Source organism: Glutamicibacter endophyticus, from assembly GCF_048457885.1.
Taxonomy (GTDB): Bacteria; Actinomycetota; Actinomycetes; order Actinomycetales; family Micrococcaceae; genus Glutamicibacter; species Glutamicibacter endophyticus.
The window spans coordinates 2,609,000-2,628,328 of the sequence record NZ_CP174200.1; the positions used below are offsets into that span (position 1 = coordinate 2,609,000).

Here is a 19,329-nt window from a genome sequence, read left to right on the forward strand (position 1 = left end):
ACTTTAGTCTTTGTTTCACACTTTGCGTAGTAGCCCGTGCACTATTAAGCGTTCAACGCCCGAATAGAGACGTTGCGTGAACTCCGGATCCCCCGCGCCGATCAGGGATTCGAGGGCTACGCCAAGTTGTCCCACGGACAATTCACCGTCGCATGCGGAAACAAATCCGGCCAGAGCCGAGTCGAGTAATTCGGTGCGCCGCAGGCCTGCACCTTGGCGCAACAGGATCACCCCGGGATGCTCGGCTCCGGGGCGCTGGTGGCGTTCCTCCGTCACGTCCTCGGCTACTTCCAAGTGCCAGTCGGTGATGTCCGCTTGGTCTAGTTCATCGACCGTGGCGATATCGCGCTGCAACGTCGGCCCCAACGGTTGTTGGACGGGGTGGGTAATCTCTTCAAAGCGGCGAAGCACCGGCTTACCGGCCAGTGGACGACGCACCCAGAGGTATCCGAATCCAACGGCCCCCACTTCGCGGGAGTCAAAGTCTTCCAAATAGGCGTCATAGGCAGCGGCGTAGGCCGACTGATCGCTGTGTTGCGAGGCGTCGCGCAACCAGGTTTCGGCATAGCTTGCCGGGCCGGTCTGCTCCCGCTGAATTGCCCAAACATCCAGTTCGGGGGCGAACCAGCTCGCAACGCGTTCGTCCCACGGACGCAACTCGCCCGAGGGCTCGTGGCGGATTTCCCAGTTCGCCAGCAGCTGCAGCGTGCCACCCGGGCTCAGGTAGTCCGCGGCCTGTGTCAGGAGCGTGCTCACCAGCTGGTCCCCGGCCATGCCACCATCGCGGTAGGTGAAGCGGTCACTGTCACGTTCCAACGGCTTTCGCGGGGTAATCACGAACGGTGGGTTCGTGACAATAAGTTCGAATTGTTCGGCGGCGACCGGCTCGAACAGGCTACCTTGGCGCAAGCTGATCCGTTCGCCCAGGTTCTGCGGATCCAGGTCCAGGGCTCGATGGTTGAGCATCAAGTTGAAGCGCGTAAAAGCCAGGGCTCGTTCGGACAAGTCGGTGGCCGTGACATGTTGGGCGTGTCCGAGCAGATGGAAGACCTGCACCCCGCAGCCGGTACCCAGGTCCAAGGCCCGTTGCACCGGACGGCGAATCGTTACCTGAGCCAACGAAAGCGAGGCGTGTCCGATGCCCAATACGTGGTCGGTCCGTAGCGTACCGGGGCGCTGATGCGCACCAAGGTCGTGTGCTACCCACAACCGACCCGCCACATCGGATTCGTGAATGGACAGCGCCACCCGTGCTCGAAAACCTTCGCCGTAGGATTCAATCAACCCGAGTCGGCGCAGCCCCTCGATGCGCGTGGCAGGGAAGGCGTTCGTCACGCCACCGGCACTGACCTTCAGACCCAGTTCGAAAAGCCGCACGGCGTCGGCCAACGGACGTTGCGCTGGCTCTGCCCGATCGAGGGCGCGTAAAGCCGGACGGGTCTGATCACGACCCAACGCTTCCATGGCCTCGGTGCCGACTAGCTCGGCGAGCCGCTCGTTGCCATAATCCAGGGCGCTGAGGTCCTCGTACAGGCGGTGCAGCAGCTCTAGATTGTCGCTGTGCGGGGCATCGGTAATGGTGGCAAATTCGGCGGCGTTCACGGAATTAGTCTATGTGAGTCAGCGGCCGGTTGCGTGCCTAGGATAGTGCCATGACCGATGTGACCGTCAGCTTTTTACAGCAGCTTTCCCCCGAAGATCTTCGTCCCAGCGCCAAGCGCCTGCCCGATGGGGCGCGTATCGAACTGGCCCGAAATATCAGCCCCGAGTTCTCTCGGTTTCTCTACCGGAGCGTCGGTAGCCACCTGAATTGGTCCGACCGGCTGACGCAGACGCGTCAGCAGTGGGACGCGGTCCTACGCAAGGAGGGCTCGGAGACCTATGTGCTCTACCGCGAGGGTTCACCGGCGGGCTATGTGGAGTTATGCAGCGAGGCCGAAGCTGGGGGCACGGCCGTCGAAATTTTCTATTTCGGGCTCTTCCCCGAAGCCACCGGTCAAGGCCTCGGCGGTGTGCTGCTCACCGAGGCCCTGCGCAAGGCGTGGAGCATGCACGAACGTTGGCCGAACCTCGCCGCGGTGAGTCGGGTGTGGCTCCACACCTGCGATTTGGACGGACCGGCCGCGTTGCCTAATTATCTGGCGCGCGGATTCCACGTCTACCGGACGGAAACCGAAGACAGCGTCGTGACCGATGCCTCGGTCGGACTCTGGCCCGAGCCCGAGGCGCAGCACTAGCCGGTAAACCGCGTGGCGCGGTCGGGCGTTAGGCCGAGGCCACCTCGGCCTCGGTGCAGTCCGGGCAACGGCGCAGGGTCTCATCGGTGGCACAGTCTGCGCAGAACAGGCGCAAGTTCCGGCAAGAGAGGTTTGCGCAGTTCTCGAACTTGTTGGTCGGAGCCTGACAGCCCACGCAGGTTCCGACGGTGACGGCCTTGTCGGAGAATTCCATGTGCATGCGCTCATCGAAGACATACAGCGAGCCTTCCCAGAGTCCCTCGTCACCATAGGTTTCGCCGTAGCGAACGATGCCGCCCTGCATCTGGTACACCTCTTGGAAACCACGCTTGACCATGAGCGCAGATAGGACCTCGCAACGGATACCGCCGGTGCAGTAGGTGACCACCGGCTGGTCCTTGAGGTGGTCATACTTTCCCGAGTCCAGCTCGGCCACAAAGTCACGTGTGGTTTCGACCTCGGGAACAATGGCGTTCTTGAAGCGGCCGATCTGCGCCTCAAAGGCGTTGCGCCCGTCGAAGAAGTGCACCTGGGTGCCCTCTTTTTCCTTGGTTTCCACCAGTTCGTGGACTTCTTCCGGACGCAGGTGGGTTCCGCCACCGACAACACCGTTAGCATCGACTTCTAGTTCGCCCGGAGCCCCGAAGGTCACGATTTCCTCGCGCACCTTCACGGAAATACGTGGGAAGTCTTCAGCAGAACCCTCGGACCATTTGATGTCCATCTTGCGGAAAGCAGGGTATTCACGCGTGGCCTTCACGTAACGTTTCACGGCGCTAATTTCGCCGCCGACGGTACCGTTGATGCCGTCCTTGGAGATGATGATGCGTCCGCGCAAGCCCCAGCGTTCGAGCAACGAGCGCTGCCAGAGACGAATCGCTTCGGGGTCGGGAAGCGGAGTGAACGCGTAATACAAGACGATGCGATGAATAGCCACCCAACTAGGGTAGTGCGTTTCACTGGTTCACGGTCCGCAGAACGATGAAAATCACAGGATTCGGCGTCAATGATTTCCGTGACTTCTAATTCTGCGTAGAGTTTCAACTAGGCAACGAATAGCCAAAGTCAGGCATTCCACAGCGATTTCAAGGTAGGGTCAAAGACATGGCATCTCAAGCAAGCGATGAACTGATTGGCACCTGGGTCAACGGCTGGGCCGGTGCACGCGGCTACGAAACCCGCCACGAGGGACGCGTCCACGCGGCCCTGCGTCACGACACCACCGATGACTGGGAATACGTGATCTTCGAGCCAACCAACGAGGAACTGGCGGCCGTTGCCGAGACGCTGAAGAAGCACCCGGACCGTCGACTCACCGCCTTCAACCACACTCCGGGCTCGTTGCTCTCTACCGCCACCGAAGTGGGGCTACAGACGGTCAGCGACGATGAGGCCCTGATGGTCACCGATATGACCGTGCACGATGTCGAGGTGCCGCTACCCCCGGATGGCTTCGTCTTCCAGATCGAACGCGATGGAACCCACGCTTACGTCTCCTTGCACCCAGAGGAGAATCAAGAGATTGTCGCCGCCTCCGGCCACGTATCGGCCGTTGAAGGGTACGCAATTTTCGATCGCATCATCACCGGTCCTGACTTCCGCCGTCGCGGTTTGGGCACCCTAGTTATGCGAGCACTGGCCTCTCTGGCACAGGAGCATTTCGTCGACGAAGGTCTGCTCATTGCTTCCTACGACGGTCAGCAGCTCTACGCCTCCCTAGGGTGGACCTCGCTTGGCCAAGTGTACGTATTCAAGGCCTAGCTCTTTTCCTACCATCCACTCACGGCACCTTCGCCGCGCATCGACCTCATGGGCCGTTGCGCGGCGATTGCTAGGTTAAGCCACGAAAGGAGCACGCCTTGACTCGCACGGTTCGCGCCTTGCTCGATCCCTATGACCGCAGCAACGACCCCGAGGCGCTGGTTCACCGCAGGGTGGTCCCGGCCAAGGATGCCATCACCGCGCCCTGGCCAGAGTGGATCGATCCGATGGTGCGCCAGGTGTTCGTGGATCAGGGCATCGATCGTCCCTGGCTGCATCAGGTTCAGGCCGCAAACCTCGTGCACGAGGGACAGCACGTTATCCTGTCGACCGGCACCGCCTCGGGCAAGTCATTGGGCTATCTCCTGGCCGGGCTGGATCTGCTGGTGCGCACTCGCGAGGCGGACGCAAATGACGCTCAACAGCAGGGCACGATTTTGTACTTCTGCCCCACCAAGGCCCTCGCGGCCGATCAGCTGGCCGCCGTGACCGAATTGGATCTGCCCGGGGTTCGCGCAGCCAGCTATGACGGCGATACCGATGTGGCCTCGCGCCCCTGGATTCGGAATCATGCCAATTTCGTGTTTACCAATCCGGATATGTTGCACCGGGGCATTTTGCCGAATCATCCCGGCTGGGCACGTTTCCTCAAGCGTTTGCGCTATGTAGTGGTGGACGAGGCCCATTCGTACCGCGGTGTGTTCGGTGCGCATGTGGCAAACCTCTTGCGCCGTCTGCGCCGGGTCTGTGCCCAATACGGTAGCGACCCGGTGTTTATAGGTGCCTCGGCAACCAGCGCCGATCCGGCCTCATCGTTCTCCCGCCTGATCGGCGCCGACGCTACCGCCGTCGAACATGATTTCTCGGCCTCGGGCAACCTCGTGATCGGGCTCTGGGAGCCGCCGCTGGGCGAACGCCGCGGCGAAAACGGTGCGCCGCTACGTCGCACCGCGATCGCCGAGAGCGCCTCGATCCTGGCCGACTTGATGGCCGATCACGTGCGGTCGATCGTGTTCATCAAGTCTCGGCGCGGTGCCGAAACCATTGCCACGCTCACCCGCAAGCACCTTGAGCAATTCGCTCCAGAACTCTCCGTGCGTCTGGCCGCCTACCGCTCTGGATACCTGCCACAGGAACGCCGCGAAGTCGAGCAAGCCCTGCGCGAGGGCAAGCTGCTGGCCGTCACGTCCACCTCGGCCCTTGAGTTGGGCATCGATATTGCGGGGTTGGATGCGGTGATCGTGGCCGGATGGCCAGGCACACGCGCCTCCTTCTTCCAGCAGATCGGCCGCGCCGGACGCTCTGGCCAAGATGCGCTGGCCATCTTTGTGGCGGCCGAAGACCCGCTAGATACCTATCTCGCGCATCACCCCGAAGCGATTTTCGAGCTGGGCGTGGAGGCAACCGTCTTTGACCCCACGAATAAATACGTGCTCAGCGGGCATCTGTGCGCCGCGGCCCAAGAATCGCCGTTGCACCCTGAAGAAGTCGATCTTTTCGGACCGCAGACCCCCGCGTTGCTCGAATCGTTGGTTGAGCGCGGATACCTGCGTCGACGCCCCGCGGGATGGTTCTGGACCCATCCGCAGCATGCCGCAGCAATGTTCTCCATACGCGAGGACGGTGGCGGTCCAGTCGACATTATCGATGCCGACACCGGAGCACTTCTGGGCACGATGGATTCACCGCAGACGCACTACCAGGCGCATCCCGGGGCGATCTATGTGCACCAGTCCGAAAGTTATTTCGTGGAGGAACTCGACGAAGAGAATCACGTCGTGCTGGTCACCCGCGTCAACCCGGATTACTACACCACGGCACGAGATCTAACGACCATCGCCATTACCGAGACCGAACGCAATTCGGTGCATCGCGAACTGAGCATCAGCTTCGGAGAGGTTATCGTCACCACGCAGGTGGTCTCCTACCAGCGCAAGTCCATCGCCAGCAACGAGGTCCTCTCCGAGGAGCCTTTGGAGTTGGAGGCCCGCGACCTGCACACCAAGTCGGTTTTCTTCACTCTCACCCCCGAGGTGCTGGTTCGCGCGGGGTTGGGCACCGACCAGTTCCCCGGCGCGCTCCACGCGGCGGAACACGCCATGATCGGGTTGCTTCCGCTCGTGGCGACCTCAGATCGTTGGGACATCGGCGGCGTCTCCACGGCCTTGCATATGGATACCGGGCTCCCGACGATCTTCGTCTACGACGCCCAGCCCGGCGGCGCCGGCTTCGCCGAGCGTGGCTACGAGCGCTTCGTGGATTGGGTGCGTGCCACCCGGGACGCCATCACGGCCTGCGAATGCGCCCACGGATGCCCAAGCTGCGTGCAGTCCCCCAAATGCGGTAACCGGAATAACCCGTTGGATAAGGCCGGGGCCATTACCCTGTTGTCCACGGTGCTCGAGTTGATCGAGCCGGCACACCGACGTTAGTTCATTAGAGTCAGTCACTGCAGCGGCGGCGGACCTGCATGGGCTCGGCCGGTGGCATGGTGCACCACGAACTGCGGAGACAGGATCGTGACCGGCACACTCACCACAACTTTCGCGTGGCGACCATCGCCGGTGATCAGGCACTGCTGTAGCGTTCCTCCATTGGCTTGGGCGACCTGCGCTGCTTGCTGGCAGGGCTGGCCCTGCCGAAGCCCACGCGCCGTGTCGGCGGCCGCCAGAGCCGCAAGATCTGCAGCTCCGGCGGCCCGCACCGCACCGTAGGACACCGCCAACCAGGCCAGTAAGGCGCCGAGGAGGAAAAGTCCGGCGGTCACCAAACCCACCGTGGTTACAGTACTGGCACCGGAGGATGCGGACAGCCGCGAGGAGCAACTCATTGTTCGCCCGCCACGCTGGCCTGGCCACGCACCGGCAAGTTGCCCAGCACCGGCAAACTCACCGCCGAAGTGACAATCACGGTATTGAGTTCTCCGGTGCTGTCCAGCGAAATACTGGCCTCGGTTCCTGCCAGGCGGTTGCCTGCGGCCCGTGCCACCGAAGGGTCGCTTCCACGGGCCAGCTCCCGTGCCACGGCCGCGGCTGCCTGTTGGACTCTGATCTGTTGCGCGCCAAGTGCTCCACAACCGAGCACGAGACCCAGCACGAGGGCAATAACCGGGAGCAACACCGCGAACTCCGCGGTGCTGCTCCCGGACTCGTCACGGAGATTCATGATCTCAGAGCGAGAGAGCCTTGGTGATCAGGCCCATCAGCATCCCTCGCACGTCCCCGCTGGATAGGATGCTGATCAAGAGCCCGGCAAAAGCCACCGCTGCGAGGGTGACCATGGCAAATTCGGCGGTTGTCGATCCCTCGTCATCGAGTACCGCGGTTCGTAGGGTTCCGGATGGTTGAATACTCATGGTGTATTCCTTTCTGTACTGATTCCCGATAGACCCGCGCATGCTACGCGGGTGGTATTTCCACTTTCTGCCCGTTGCCCCAGAGATCCCGCGTAGCGCCAACGGACTGGGGATTATCGGCGCTAAAGGCTCGGCAATAGGGCAATAATCAGCGGCACCACGCCTAAGGCAATGAATGAGGGCAAGGCGCAGACACCTAACGGCAAGACCAATTTGGTGGCGAATTGAGCTCCAAGTTCGCTCACCGCGGCCAGCCTCTCACCGCGCCGTAGTTGGGCCTGATGATGTAGCAGCGAGCCTGCCGGAGCCCCGGTGCGTTGTGCGAAGTGCAAGGCCTTCGCGAGCGGTTGAAGCCATGGTTCGACCGGTTCCCAGCAACGCTCCCAGTCCATGCCCAGCTCAATGCACCGCGCCACGGTACTCAACGCGCGGCACGGGCCAATGCTGCGTCCAAGGTGGTCGAGTACTTCGGTGACCGGCAAACCTGCAGCCAGCAAACTGGCGGCAAGGTCCAACACCAGTTCGATGGGTACCCGCGACGCCTCGCGATTCGCGCCTTCGGCCGCTTTGGGCCTTGTCTCGACCTGTGGCGAACTAGCGCTCCATAGCCCAACCGCTAGAGCGAGCACCGCCAGCGAAAGCCAGATCACTGTTCGGCCTTACGTCGGGTGGCTGCCAGCAAGCGTGCGCACCACCAACGATTCAGCGCCCAAAGTGCAAGCCCGAACAACACGCTGACCTGTGCGGCGGTCGAACCGCCAAGCACCGACAACACGTCGATTCCAAAAAGTAGGCCTACGGCCAGTCCGGCCAGAGGTAGCCAGGTCAACAGGCGCGCAGTGGCCCGTGTTCCGGCCATGGCTGCCTCAAATCCACGCCGCGCGGTCAAGGTGGCCTCCAAATCATCGGCGAGATGCTCGAGCACCTGCGCTAAGGCGGCGCCGCTTTCGGCGCAAAGAGTCAGACACCACGCCAGTCGGTGGACGCCGGGCGACCCCGTGTCCACCGGCGGAGCCTGAACGCTCTCTGCACCCAACGGCTGCTGGGCGTGTAGCGTTCGCAAATATCGTGTGACCGGGGATGCCGGTGGGCTGGCTTCGAGCAGTAATTCAATGGCCGGGTAGAGCGTAAGTCCACTGCGCAGGAGCGCTGCCAGCTCTCGGACCACATGGGCATCGTCGCTCAACGGGTCAGACCTGTTGCCGGTTCGACGCCTCGGCCACCTGCTAGAGCGCTCCACGGTTACCTTGCTGCTAGCCGGGATGGTGACCCGCGGGAAGTACAGCCAGAGGGCGAGGGCGAGTAACCCGGCGATGAGCATTGGGATCATTCCCCTCTAAGTTCCGCCGGCAGGGCGGCAGCTGCAGCGGCACCGAGTTTGTCCGCCACCGCACTACGATCGAGGACCGGTGTCGGAGTTTGCAGGTCGATGAGCCGCTGGACTCTCATGCGCGCCGATGCATCGACACTTATGCTCGCGAGGGCTACCGGCGAGCGCCGCCCATCGTGCCCTCGACTGACGTGGATGATGAGATCCAGTGCGCTGGCCGCCTGAAGTGCGGTGGCCTGTAACGTCCACCCGGCGACCGCGCCCAAGGCGGCCAGCCGGGCCGGGACCGCATCGGGATTGTTCGCATGCAGCGTCCCCGCCGCACCCTGATGACCGGTGTTCATCGCGGAGAGAAAGTCACGAATTTCGGCTCCTCGGCACTCGCCGACCACCAGCCGGTTCGGTCGCATGCGCAAGGCCTGCACGACAAGCTGCTGCAGTTCGATTCGGCCTTCGTTCTCCACGTTGGCACCACGTGTTTGTAGCCCAACCACATGTGGATGATCGATCGCCAGTTCTTGGGAGTCTTCGACCACCACCACGCGTTGCTGCGGATCGACAAGGCCCAGCATGGCCTGAAGCAGGGTGGTCTTGCCGCTGCCGGTTCCACCGGTGATCAAGAAGTTCAGTTCGCGCTCCACGATGGCACGCAGTACCGGTTCCCAATACTCGGCCTGGGGTCCTAGTAGCTCGGCAAGCGGGCGATGGCGCCGTTCTTTGACGCGTACCGAGATCAGTGGCCCCTCGGTCGCGATCGGCGGAAGTACGGCATGTACCCGATAGTTTTTCAGGCTCACGTCCACAAAGGGAGCCGAGGCGTCCAAACGCCGACCGGCCATCGTCGCTAGGTGCACTGCCAGTGAACGAACTTCATCGGGGCCGGGAAAGGAGTACCCGGTGTTCTGGAGTCCCACGGATGAATCCACCCAGACCTGTCCGTGACCGTCCACCAACACATCGGTCACTCCGGGTTGCCGGGCGAATCGTTCGAGGACCGATAGGCCCGAGACTTCATCATGCAGGGCGCGCAGCGACTCGGCCGCTCCTGATGCTCCGAGGGTCTCACCGGAGTCGTGAACCGCACCAGCCAGCTCCACGGCATCGAGCCGTCCTCCGGTGGCTAGTGCCCGGGCCCGGACCGAGTCCAAGATCCGCTCATCCACGCGTCGTTCGAGCCGTTGGGTCGGTTCGTGTTCGCGGTGCCGTCCCGGGCTCATGGTGCACTCCGTGCGGTCAGCGGAAGTAGCTGATAGTCGGCGAGACGTTGGCGAAGCGTGCGGGAACGGAGCGCGTCAAAGACCACTCCCCGTGCCAAGGCTCGGGGCACTCGCGCAGAGGCGGGGAAATGTCCGAGCTGACCCGGTATCGGTTCTCTGGGAGCCTGACCGCACCGTATGTGCTCGGCGCCGCCGGGGTCGATCCCTGCGGGACAGGTCAGCACGGTGCGATCCACGAAGTGCCCCAACTGCCCTTCGAGCCGGTCGCCTAGGCGGCCGGTATCCAACACCAGGAAGTCAAAGCCTTTGCGGGCGGCGGCGAGCAATCGGCCGATCAGCTGCTCGGGCAGCGGCTGAGCCGCGCCCTGCCAGGACAGTATCGAGGTTCCGGAGAGCGACGGCAGACTTTGCACGAGCTGATGGGACGACAGGCTACCGCCGGACCGCAACAGTTGCTCCCAGCCCAGGCCCGGGACGCTGCCCGACGCCAACCGCGGCCAGAGCGATTGCGAGTGCGGGTCCAGGTCAATCACGAGACTTCGCAACCCGCTGAGTGTGCCCGCCTGTCCCAGCAACCCGCAGAGGGTGCTGGTGCCGATACCGCCGCCTAATCCGGCGAACGCTAGGGTGTGGCCTTGTCCGGACTGCATCCCCCAGAGCCCGAGGTACTCCCCTAGCCACCGATTAGCGCTGGGGAGCACCGCGACTCGCGCCGAGGGCCAACGGCTGGCGACCTGCCACAGGTCGACGGACGTGGCCTGCGTGCCCAGTAGCACCTCGCAGCGTGGATGCTCGTCCACCCATTGGCGGGCAAGGTCAATTCCCCAAAGCACCGGGCCCTGGCCGTAGTCTTCTGGGCTCGGTGGCCGGGTGGAGTGCCGAATCCGCACCGAGGCACCGAGCGCAATGCCGGCGCAGAGTTCAAGCAGTTGCTCATCCGTGCTGAGCACCGTGCAATACAGTTCCTCACCCGGCTCGTCGATCGCGTGGCGAGCCGCGGACAGGAAGAACTTTTCCGGCGAGGCCGCGAACGATTGCGCGCGTTCGCTGACCGGTGTGGCCGGTTTCGATATCTGGGGCTGGGCGACAAATCGACCGTCTGTCGTTGGCGGTTGCTGATCGCGCCGAAATCGATCGGTGATGTTCATACCCCTAGGCTCACCGCGTGCGCGAGAACCACCGCCGGGGAACCTGCCAACTGGGGATATTCTCCTCCCACACGGCACAATAGGTTTATGAGCGCACGGAAGAACAGTGTGTTGGCATTTCTGGCCACCACCACAGAGGGAACGCCGTGCCTTGAGTTACGTGATGAACACAGCGCCGAGCCCCTCGCGGCACGTCAGCTCATCGCCGAAGACCAGCTCGCGCAGACCGTGGCCCAGGTGGAGCGCGAGTACCGCCCCCGCTGGGTGATCGTGCGCGCCTCGCGCTGGATACCGCAACTCCTAGATGCCGGGGTTCGCCTCTCGACCGCGTATGTGTTGGATCTGGCCGCGCGCATTCTGCACCGCAGCCCCTTTGCCTCCGCCGAGATCCCCGACGCACCGGCCGATCTTCCGCGCCCGGCGGCCGAGGCACACAATTTGCAAGATGCGCTCTTTGCCGAGCCGGCCAGCGCCGAGGAAACCATGGAGTATCTGCTCCAGGGATACCGGGAACAGCGGGCGGCCATGCCACATGACCAGCTAAGGGCCCAGCGCCTACGCATTCTGCTCAATGCCGAATCCACCGGCGCACTGATCGCCTGCGAAATGGAACAAGCAGGTTTGCCCTGGGATGAGCGGGCGCACCGTGCGCTACTGCGTGAACAACTGGGCGAACGGGTGCCCGAGGGGGTCCGCCCACCACGGCTGGCAACCCTGGCCGAAGAGCTCGGTCGCGAGCTGCAATCCCCGGGATTGAACCCGGACTCCCCGCAGGAATTATTGCGGGCGCTGCATCGGCGCGGGATCAACGTCGCGAGCGTGCGGGCGTGGGAGTTGGAACGGGTCGGTGGCCCGGTGGTGGAAAAGATCCTGCACTATAAGAAGCTGGCGCGGCTGGCCAGTGCCCACGGGGATCAATGGCTCGACGCCTGGGTGCAGGATGGGCGTTTTCACCCGCACTACGTTTTGGGCACGGTGGCTTCGGGCCGCTGGGCGGCGGCCGGCGGCGGGGCCCTGCAGCTGCCGCACAGCATCCGCTCGGTGGTCCGCGCCGGTGCGGGACGGGTTTTGGTGGTCGCCGATGGGCGACAACTCGAACCGCGGATTCTGGCCGCGATCTCCCACGATGAACGGTTACTGGCCGCCGGTGAACAGGATGATCTTTACCAGTGGCTGATCGACCAGCGGCTCGTGCCGGATCGGCAACAGGCCAAGCTGGGTATGCTGTCGGTGATCTACGGCGGCGGGGGTGGCGGTTCCGGACAGGTGCTGGCCGCTTTACGTGCCGGATTCCCCAAGGCCATGGCCTTTGTCGACGCCGCGGCTGAGGCCGGCGAGCGCGGGGAGGGTGTGCACAGCTTTCTGGGGCGCGGTTGCCCACCGGCCGATGCCGACTGGCTACGCGCGCAACGAGGCACCTCCGACGCGGCCGGGCAGGCGGCCGCCGATGCCGCGGCTCGGGCCCGGGGCCGCTTCACCCGGAACTTCGTGGTTCAAGCCACCGCCGCCGAGTGGGCGCTGGCCTTCATGGGCCACGCCCGTCATTTGGTTCATTCGGCGGGCTGGGATCAGCAGGTACGCCAGGTCTTCTTCGTCCACGACGAGGTGGTCTTCGACGCTCCGCAGGAATTGGCCACGCAGTTGGGACAGTTGCTGCGTCACGCGGCCGTATTGGCTGGGCGTAGCCTCTTCGGAGATTCCAGTCCGAACTTCCCGTTGAGTATCGCCGCCGTGCAAAGCTACGCGGAAGCGAAGTAGCGCCGCTAGCGCAACACCAGTTCGCGATCCGCGTTCCACGGACGCGTCCAACCCAGCTCATTGAAGAGCCGATCCAGCACGATGGCCGTGAAGCCCCAGATAAGTTTGCCGTCGTAGTCGAAGGCCGGGGAGGCGAAGCGTTCCGACCCGCGGTGTACCACCGCCGAAAGCCGACGCCGCGGATCGAGTAGCTGGGCGACCGGCGCACGGAAAACCTCGGCCGATTCGGCCTCGTCCACCGCGTGCACCGGGCTTTCGCTCTTCCACCAGCCAATCACGGGGGTGACCAAAAAATTGGTGATCGGCAGCTCGGCGTCCATAAGCTGCCCGAGTACTTCGATCCCCTCGGTGTCCACCCCGGTCTCCTCCACGGCCTCGCGTAACGCGGCGGCCACCGGGGAGTCATCGCCGGGGTCGATCCCACCACCGGGAAAGCCGATCTGACCGGCGTGCTTTCGCAGCGTCTCGGCGCGCCGGACAAAGAGCAGATCCAGGTCTGACGGGGAGCTGTGCCCATCGACGGTGTGCCCGCCGGCGCCGCCGAAGAGGATCAACACCGCGGCACGACGGACCGAATTCGCGTCGATCTGGTTAAAGACCCACGTCTCGGGCATGCTTTGCGCGGCACCGGCCTTGCGCCGGTGGGCCGCCAGCACGTGGCGTAGTTCCTTCAGTGCGCTCATGCGTCCAGCCCATAGCCTTGGGCGCGCAATTCACGGCGCGTGGCCCCGGCCTGCATTTTCGCCAGTAGGTCCTCGCGCCCGGGCGCGAGCTCGTACTTTAGCAACTTCGCCGCCTTGGCCGGGATCTCTTCGCCCACCCCGAAGGAGGGGCACAGATCCGCGACCACGCAAACACCGCAGGCCGGCTTGCGCGCATGGCACACCCGGCGGCCATGGAACACCACCCGGTGGCTGAGCATCGTCCAGTCCTTCTTTTCAAAGAGCTCCCCCACCGCGTGCTCCACCTTGACCGGGTCGGTTTCCGTGGTCCATCCAAAACGGTTGGCCAGCCGCCCGAAGTGAGTGTCGACGGTGATCCCGGGTACACCGAAGGCGTTACCCAGCACCACATTGGCGGTTTTCCTCCCCACTCCCGGTAGCTTCACCAGATCGGCGAGCCGCCCCGGCACCTGCCCGTTGTGCTGGTCGACCAGTGCGGTGGCCAAGCCGAGCAGCGAATTCGCCTTGGCCCGGAAGAAACCGGTGGGTCGGATCAGCTCTTCGAGTTCGCTGCGTTCGGCCTGACTCATCGCCAGCGCGTCCGGGTAGCGGGCGAACAACGCCGGGGTGATCGCATTGACGCGCACGTCCGTGGTCTGGGCCGAGAGCACGGTAGCTACCAGCAGCTCGAAGGGGTTCTCGAAATCCAACTCGGCGACCGCATAGGGGTAGGCCTCGGCCAGTCGCCGGTTGATCTTACGGGCCCGGCGCTTGCGCCCCAGTTCGGTCTCGGTTGTTTTGTTCACTGCCACGTGTTGATCGTGCCATGAGCGGGGTCGAAAATCACCCTCGAGACCATCGCCCGGCGCATCCGGCATGCCGTTCAACGCATTAAATATGCCTCTGACACGGCTGGGCGTGACATAAATCGGCGCCGCCCCGGCACGGCGTGTAACTTTAGTCACAGAGCACTTTGAGCGACGAAGCGGAAGGATGCGATCACCGGTGAGTGAAGCAAAAACCCTAGACAACCTGTCGAATGAGACCCGTTCGTTCCCCCCGAGCGACGAGTTCCGCGCCCAGGCGGTGGCCGGCGAGGACACCTATGCCAAGGCCTCGGCCGACCGCCTCGGGTACTGGGCCGAACAGGCCCGTAGCGTACTGACCTGGGACAAGGATTTCAGCGAAACCTTGGACTGGTCCGGCGCCCCGGTGGCCAAGTGGTTCGTCGGTGGCGAATTGAACGCCGCCTATAACGCCCTGGACCGGCACGTCGAAAACGGTCTGGGTGACCGGGTGGCCATTTACTTCGAGGGCGAGCCCGGGGACACCGCCAGCTACACCTACGCCCAGCTCACCGAGCAGGTCAAGCGCGCCGCCAATGCCTTCGAGGAGCTCGGCGTGGGCAAGGGTGACCGCGTGGCGGTGTACCTGCCGATGATCCCCGAAGCCGTCATCACCATGCTGGCCTGCGCCCGCATCGGTGCCATTCACTCGGTGGTCTTCGGTGGGTTCTCCGCCGACGCCCTGCGCAGCCGCATCGATGACGCAGAGGCCAAGCTCGTGGTCACCTCCGACGGCACCTACCGCCGCGGCAAGCCCAGCCCGCTGAAGCCGGCCGTCGACGAGGCACTGGCCGCCGAGGGGCACAGCGTCCAGAACGTGCTGGTCGTCAAGCGCAACGGCGAAGAGGTCGCCTGGAACGAGAAGCTGGATAAGTGGTGGCATGAGGTCGTGCCCGCCGCTTCGGCCGAGCACACCGCGGTGCCGCACGACTCCGAGCACCCGCTGTTCGTGCTCTACACCTCGGGCACCACCGGTAAGCCCAAGGGCATCGTGCACACCACCGGTGGCTACCTCACCCAGACCGCGGTCACCCACCGCGACACCTTCGACCTGCACCCCGAGAGCGATGTCTACTGGTGCACCGCCGATATTGGCTGGGTGACCGGCCACTCCTACGTCACCTACGCCCCGCTGATCAATGGTGCCACCCAGCTGATGTATGAAGGCACCCCGGACACCCCGCACCAGGGCCGCTGGTGGGAACTGGTGCAGAAGTACAAGGTCTCCATCCTGTACACCGCCCCCACCGCCATCCGCACCTTCATGAAGTGGGGACGCGAAATTCCCGATGGCTACGACCTCTCCTCGCTGCGCGTGCTGGGCTCGGTGGGCGAACCGATCAACCCCGAAGCATGGATGTGGTACCGCGAGGTGATCGGCTCGAATAACGGAGCCAACGGCCAGAAGAAGGAACACCCCACCCCGATCGTGGACACCTGGTGGCAGACCGAAACCGGTGGGCATATGATCGCCCCGCTACCCGGCGTGACGGCCACCAAGCCCGGTTCCGCCCAGGTCGCGGTGCCCGGCATTAGCGTGGATGTGGTCGACGATGAGGGCAAGCCGGTCGCCAATGGCGAAGGTGGCCTGCTGGTCATCCGCGAGCCATGGCCCTCGATGCTGCGCGGCATCTGGGGCGATATGGAACGCTACAAGGACACCTACTGGTCCCGCTTCGAGAACATGTACTTCGCCGGCGACGGTGCCAAGAAAGACGATGACGGCGACATTTGGCTCCTCGGCCGAGTGGATGACGTGATGAACGTATCCGGTCACCGCCTGTCCACCACCGAGATCGAATCCTCGTTGGTCGCCCACGAGTACGTGGCGGAGGCCGCGGTGGTCGGTGCCAAGGATGACACCACCGGAGAGGCCGTGGTGGCCTTCGTGATCCTGCGGACCGAACCAGCCGAGGGCGAAGATGTGGTGGCCACCTTGCGCAACCATGTGGGCAAAGACATCGGCCCGATCGCCAAGCCGAAGCACGTGCTGGTGGTCCCCGAACTGCCCAAGACGCGTTCGGGCAAGATCATGCGCCGCCTGCTCAAGGACGTGGCCGAGGGCCGCGAGGTCGGGGATGCCACCACGCTCTCGGACTCGACGGTTATGACGCAGATCGCCGACACCCTGCGCAAGTAACACGTTTCTACCGCGACCGAGCCCCCGCCAGAGATCTCCGGCGGGGGCTCGGTCGCGTGGTGCGCTCGTATCCTTCCACGCGGTCAGTTTAAAGCGAGCAGGCTTTTGCGAGAGCCGTGCACTCTCCAAGCAGTGGGCCGTTATTGATGGGCTTGTAGCGCCACATCACAGGTAGATGTTCCAGAGATCTCGCGGTAGCTTGGCGAAGATCGCGCCGGCAGTCGCCTCGGCCAATCGACTACCCGACCACCCGGTAGCGCAGGGCAACCAACTGCGAGTCAACCAGTTTCTCAACGGCAAGCAGCTCGAACCGATGCGCATGATCGGCCGGGAAGACACGCAAACCGTTGCCCAGCGATCCGGGGCCGATGAGCAGATGGATTTCATTGACCAGCTCGGCGTTCAACAATGCGTGCCAGAGCGTGAAACTACCGAAGACCAGAACCGTTCCGGCACCGGTTGCTCGTAGTTCGGCGACCGCCGACACTGCGTCGGCCCGACCGATCACCTGCGTGCTGTCCTCCCACGGTGCGGCGTCGGCAGGCGCAAGATGGTCGGAGACGACAAGTTTAGGCAACCGGTCATAGAGCGCGGCGATCTCCCGTTCCTCCGGCGGAGCCGCCGCGTCAATCGCTACCGAGGGCCAATACTTCCGCGCGCCACCGAAAGTTCGCGCGCCCAATAGTAAGGTGCTCGCCTGGCGCATACGTTCGAGGTTGTACCGATCGAACCCGAAATCGAGCGGCATTTCAAAAACATTTCCGTCTTTCCCGGCCGCAAATCCATCCACCGTTGATGCGGCCACTACGATGAGTTGTCCCATCGGTCTTCTCCATTCCTGGGCGCCGCGGGGCTTTCCAATTGGCCGTCATGCAACAGGCGGGACCGCGATACTACGCTCACATAGTCCGGTTGGGTACGCGACAGCCTAGCAAGGCCCAAGTGGAGACAACACCCATGGACGAATGCTCGTCCTAGAACGGCGCGCGTCACGATGCACACGCAACAACTCACGGCACAGTAGATTTATCCCATGAGCGATTCACCGAGCATCCTGCTACTCAATGGGCCGAACCTGAACTTACTGGGAACCCGTGAACCGGACATCTACGGGGCCAGCACCCTAGATGACGTGGAACATCTGGTCACCGAAACGGCCGCGGCGGCTGGCTACGGTGTGAACGCGCTGCAGTCCAATCATGAAGGTGTGCTGATTGACGCCATCCATGAGGCCCGAAACACTTCCCGCGGCATCATTATTAACCCCGGCGCTTACACGCACACGTCCTTGGCAATTGCCGATGCGTTAGCAGCGGTGAATTTGCCGGTGATCGAGGTGCATATCTCCAACGTGCATCGCCGCGAAGCGGTGCGCCACCATTCCTTCGTCTCCCCCGTGGCCTCGAGCATCATCATCGGTGCCGGCATCAATGGGTACCGGCTAGCCACGCTCCAATTGATTGACCTGCTCAGCGAGGCCTCACCGCGCGCTTAGTCGCTGATGCACCCACCGGTGTTGATGGCGCGCGTGCGTTGCGCGCCCGCGTCCAGAGCCTCCTCGAGCTCCTCTAGGCTCAAGGCGAAGCCGGTCTCAGCGTCATTGCGCGACTTGGCGAAAATCATTCCTACGGCTTGTCCCTGTTCGTTGACGAGGGGGCCACCGGAATTTCCCTGCTGAATTTCGGCGGTCAGCTGGTAGATCGAAATTGCGCGCGGATTCTCACCGTAAATATCGGCCAGACTTACCTTCGCCTGCGAGGCTACGACCGCTCCACCCATCTGGAATGGACCACCGGCGGGGTGGCCGAGGAAAGCGGCGGAATCGCCGCGCTCCAAGTCTTCTTGGGCGATAGGTAGCGCCGGAGCCTCGAGTCCCTCGACACGGAGCAAGGCAATATCGGTTTCCGGATCGAAGTACACCACGTAACCGCGGTGGATACGACGATCTTCGGTTTCTACCGTCGCGCTGCTCAGGCCGGCGACAACGTGGGCATTGGTCATCACCAATTGGTTTCCCACCACGAACCCGGAACCGGTCTGGTTTACGCCACACTGAATCGCGGTACCGGAAATCTTCGTTGAGGAGTCTTTAGCCGCCAACTGCGCGTCGGTGGCTTTCCACTGTCCCTCCGGAACTGGCTGTACCGGAGGGGCGAAGGGTTCGAGAATAGTGGGAATGGTCTCAGCCAAGACCGCCGAACGAGCGTTGGAGATCGCGCGATTCACGGCATCCGGGGTGGCCTTGCGAATCATGTCGATCATCCGTGAGTCGCCGATCTCTGCAGAGAGTCGAGGCATACCCATGCTGGAGACCGAGAAGGCTAGTGCACCGATCACGGTGGCGGTAATAAGCACGGAGATAATTCCACCGGCCAGACCGTCCACCGCCCGCAAGATGTCGAAGTTGAGCCAGCGTCGGATGGCCGTGGCGATGACGCGGCCGAACCACTGCCCCAGCAGAATCAATACCGCGGCCGTACCGATCATTAATCCGACACGCCACCACGGATTCTCGGCAAAAGTCGAAACAATCGGGATGGCGAAAAAAGCCGCCACACCACCGGCGATCAGGCCAAGCATATCTCCGAGGGTCCGGATGAAACCACGGCGAACACCGGCAATGAAAAACCCAAGCAGTACGACAAAGATGACGGCGTCCAGCCAGCTAAAAACTACGGGCACCCAAACTCCATCTCGATTGATATGCTTCCTAAAATCCACGGTACAGTGACAGGCTGACGGAATACTGAGTCACGCGGAGCAATCCCGTGGTTTTTGAGTGATTCGCAACATTTGCCTAGAAAAACCGTGTGGAAACTGTCACATTGTTACTTGATACGGCACAATGAAGTGAGCGCTTACTACATGTTGACAGG

General features: G+C 63.1%; 19 protein-coding genes. 6 read left to right on the forward strand and 13 right to left on the reverse strand.

Annotation, left to right across the window (positions count from 1 at the left end; translation table 11 throughout):
- Positions 1 to 15 precede the first annotated feature (15 nt).
- On the reverse strand, positions 16 to 1,602 hold the full coding sequence (locus ACJD00_RS12190; protein ID WP_418907215.1) for a DUF7059 domain-containing protein: 1,587 nt from the start codon (positions 1,600 to 1,602) through the stop codon (positions 16 to 18).
- A gap of 50 nt (positions 1,603 to 1,652) precedes the next feature.
- Between ACJD00_RS12190 and ACJD00_RS12195 the strand changes: the two genes are divergently transcribed.
- Positions 1,653 to 2,237 carry a GNAT family N-acetyltransferase gene (locus ACJD00_RS12195; protein ID WP_418907216.1) on the forward strand — a complete coding sequence of 195 codons (585 nt, stop codon included), beginning with the start codon at positions 1,653 to 1,655 and terminating at the stop codon, positions 2,235 to 2,237.
- Positions 2,238 to 2,265: 28 nt separating this feature from the next.
- Here the strand turns inward: ACJD00_RS12195 and ACJD00_RS12200 are convergent, their stop codons facing one another.
- The gene (locus ACJD00_RS12200; protein WP_309405934.1) at positions 2,266 to 3,174 is read right to left on the reverse strand and encodes a rhodanese-related sulfurtransferase; all 909 of its coding nucleotides are present in this window, start codon (positions 3,172 to 3,174) and stop codon (positions 2,266 to 2,268) included.
- A 167-nt stretch (positions 3,175 to 3,341) separates the two neighbouring features.
- Here ACJD00_RS12200 and ACJD00_RS12205 point away from each other — a divergent pair, with 167 nt between their 5' ends.
- Both ACJD00_RS12205 and ACJD00_RS12210 read left to right on the forward strand, forming a co-directional pair.
- A complete protein-coding gene (locus ACJD00_RS12205) occupies positions 3,342 to 3,998 on the forward strand; it encodes a GNAT family N-acetyltransferase (protein ID WP_418907217.1) in 657 nt (218 codons plus the stop codon).
- Between the two features lie 98 nt (positions 3,999 to 4,096).
- Positions 4,097 to 6,430, forward strand: a complete 2,334-nt coding sequence (locus tag ACJD00_RS12210) for a DEAD/DEAH box helicase (RefSeq protein WP_418907218.1) — start codon at positions 4,097 to 4,099, stop codon at positions 6,428 to 6,430.
- Between the two features lie 14 nt (positions 6,431 to 6,444).
- Here the strand turns inward: ACJD00_RS12210 and ACJD00_RS12215 are convergent, their stop codons facing one another.
- From ACJD00_RS12215 to ACJD00_RS12245, 7 genes are all read right to left on the reverse strand, one after another.
- Positions 6,445 to 6,828, reverse strand: coding sequence for an Rv3654c family TadE-like protein (locus ACJD00_RS12215; RefSeq protein WP_418907219.1), 384 nt, complete (start codon positions 6,826 to 6,828; stop codon positions 6,445 to 6,447).
- A complete protein-coding gene (locus ACJD00_RS12220) occupies positions 6,825 to 7,163 on the reverse strand; it encodes a TadE family type IV pilus minor pilin (protein ID WP_418907220.1) in 339 nt (112 codons plus the stop codon). The genes ACJD00_RS12215 and ACJD00_RS12220 overlap by 4 nt, the downstream gene beginning before the upstream one ends.
- A gap of 4 nt (positions 7,164 to 7,167) precedes the next feature.
- Positions 7,168 to 7,353 carry a DUF4244 domain-containing protein gene (locus tag ACJD00_RS12225; protein ID WP_309405923.1) on the reverse strand — a complete coding sequence of 62 codons (186 nt, stop codon included), beginning with the start codon at positions 7,351 to 7,353 and terminating at the stop codon, positions 7,168 to 7,170.
- Positions 7,354 to 7,475: 122 nt separating this feature from the next.
- Entirely contained in the window at positions 7,476 to 8,003 is a 528-nt protein-coding gene (locus ACJD00_RS12230) for a type II secretion system F family protein (RefSeq protein WP_418907221.1), read from the reverse strand.
- On the reverse strand, positions 8,000 to 8,683 hold the full coding sequence (locus ACJD00_RS12235) for a type II secretion system F family protein (protein WP_418907222.1): 684 nt from the start codon (positions 8,681 to 8,683) through the stop codon (positions 8,000 to 8,002). The genes ACJD00_RS12230 and ACJD00_RS12235 overlap by 4 nt, the downstream gene beginning before the upstream one ends.
- On the reverse strand, positions 8,680 to 9,900 hold the full coding sequence (locus ACJD00_RS12240) for a TadA family conjugal transfer-associated ATPase (protein ID WP_418907223.1): 1,221 nt from the start codon (positions 9,898 to 9,900) through the stop codon (positions 8,680 to 8,682). Before ACJD00_RS12240 ends, ACJD00_RS12235 begins: the two co-directional genes overlap by 4 nt.
- Positions 9,897 to 11,048: a hypothetical protein gene (locus ACJD00_RS12245; RefSeq protein ID WP_418907224.1), complete on the reverse strand. Its 1,152-nt coding sequence runs from the start codon at positions 11,046 to 11,048 to the stop codon at positions 9,897 to 9,899. The genes ACJD00_RS12240 and ACJD00_RS12245 overlap by 4 nt, the downstream gene beginning before the upstream one ends.
- Before the next feature lie 87 nt (positions 11,049 to 11,135).
- Between ACJD00_RS12245 and ACJD00_RS12250 the strand changes: the two genes are divergently transcribed.
- Positions 11,136 to 12,806, forward strand: coding sequence for a bifunctional 3'-5' exonuclease/DNA polymerase (locus ACJD00_RS12250; protein WP_418907225.1), 1,671 nt, complete (start codon positions 11,136 to 11,138; stop codon positions 12,804 to 12,806).
- A gap of 5 nt (positions 12,807 to 12,811) precedes the next feature.
- Here ACJD00_RS12250 and ACJD00_RS12255 read toward each other — a convergent pair whose 3' ends face one another.
- Positions 12,812 to 13,489: an NUDIX hydrolase gene (locus ACJD00_RS12255; protein WP_418907226.1), complete on the reverse strand. Its 678-nt coding sequence runs from the start codon at positions 13,487 to 13,489 to the stop codon at positions 12,812 to 12,814.
- The gene (nth, locus tag ACJD00_RS12260) at positions 13,486 to 14,280 is read right to left on the reverse strand and encodes an endonuclease III (RefSeq protein WP_418907227.1); all 795 of its coding nucleotides are present in this window, start codon (positions 14,278 to 14,280) and stop codon (positions 13,486 to 13,488) included. Before nth ends, ACJD00_RS12255 begins: the two co-directional genes overlap by 4 nt.
- 193 nt (positions 14,281 to 14,473) lie before the next feature.
- Between nth and acs the strand changes: the two genes are divergently transcribed.
- Positions 14,474 to 16,453 (forward strand): acetate--CoA ligase, encoded by a 1,980-nt coding sequence (gene acs, locus ACJD00_RS12265; protein ID WP_418907228.1) that lies wholly within the window; start codon positions 14,474 to 14,476, stop codon positions 16,451 to 16,453.
- Positions 16,454 to 16,691: 238 nt separating this feature from the next.
- Here acs and ACJD00_RS12270 read toward each other — a convergent pair whose 3' ends face one another.
- Complete coding sequence (locus ACJD00_RS12270) at positions 16,692 to 17,276, reverse strand: dihydrofolate reductase family protein (RefSeq protein WP_418907229.1); 585 nt, start codon at positions 17,274 to 17,276, stop codon at positions 16,692 to 16,694.
- A 210-nt stretch (positions 17,277 to 17,486) separates the two neighbouring features.
- Here ACJD00_RS12270 and aroQ point away from each other — a divergent pair, with 210 nt between their 5' ends.
- Positions 17,487 to 17,948, forward strand: a complete 462-nt coding sequence (aroQ, locus tag ACJD00_RS12275; RefSeq protein WP_418907230.1) for a type II 3-dehydroquinate dehydratase — start codon at positions 17,487 to 17,489, stop codon at positions 17,946 to 17,948.
- Here aroQ and ACJD00_RS12280 read toward each other — a convergent pair.
- On the reverse strand, positions 17,945 to 19,135 hold the full coding sequence (locus ACJD00_RS12280) for a MarP family serine protease (RefSeq protein ID WP_309405904.1): 1,191 nt from the start codon (positions 19,133 to 19,135) through the stop codon (positions 17,945 to 17,947). The genes aroQ and ACJD00_RS12280 overlap by 4 nt on opposite strands.
- Between the last annotated feature and the right edge of the window lie 194 nt (positions 19,136 to 19,329).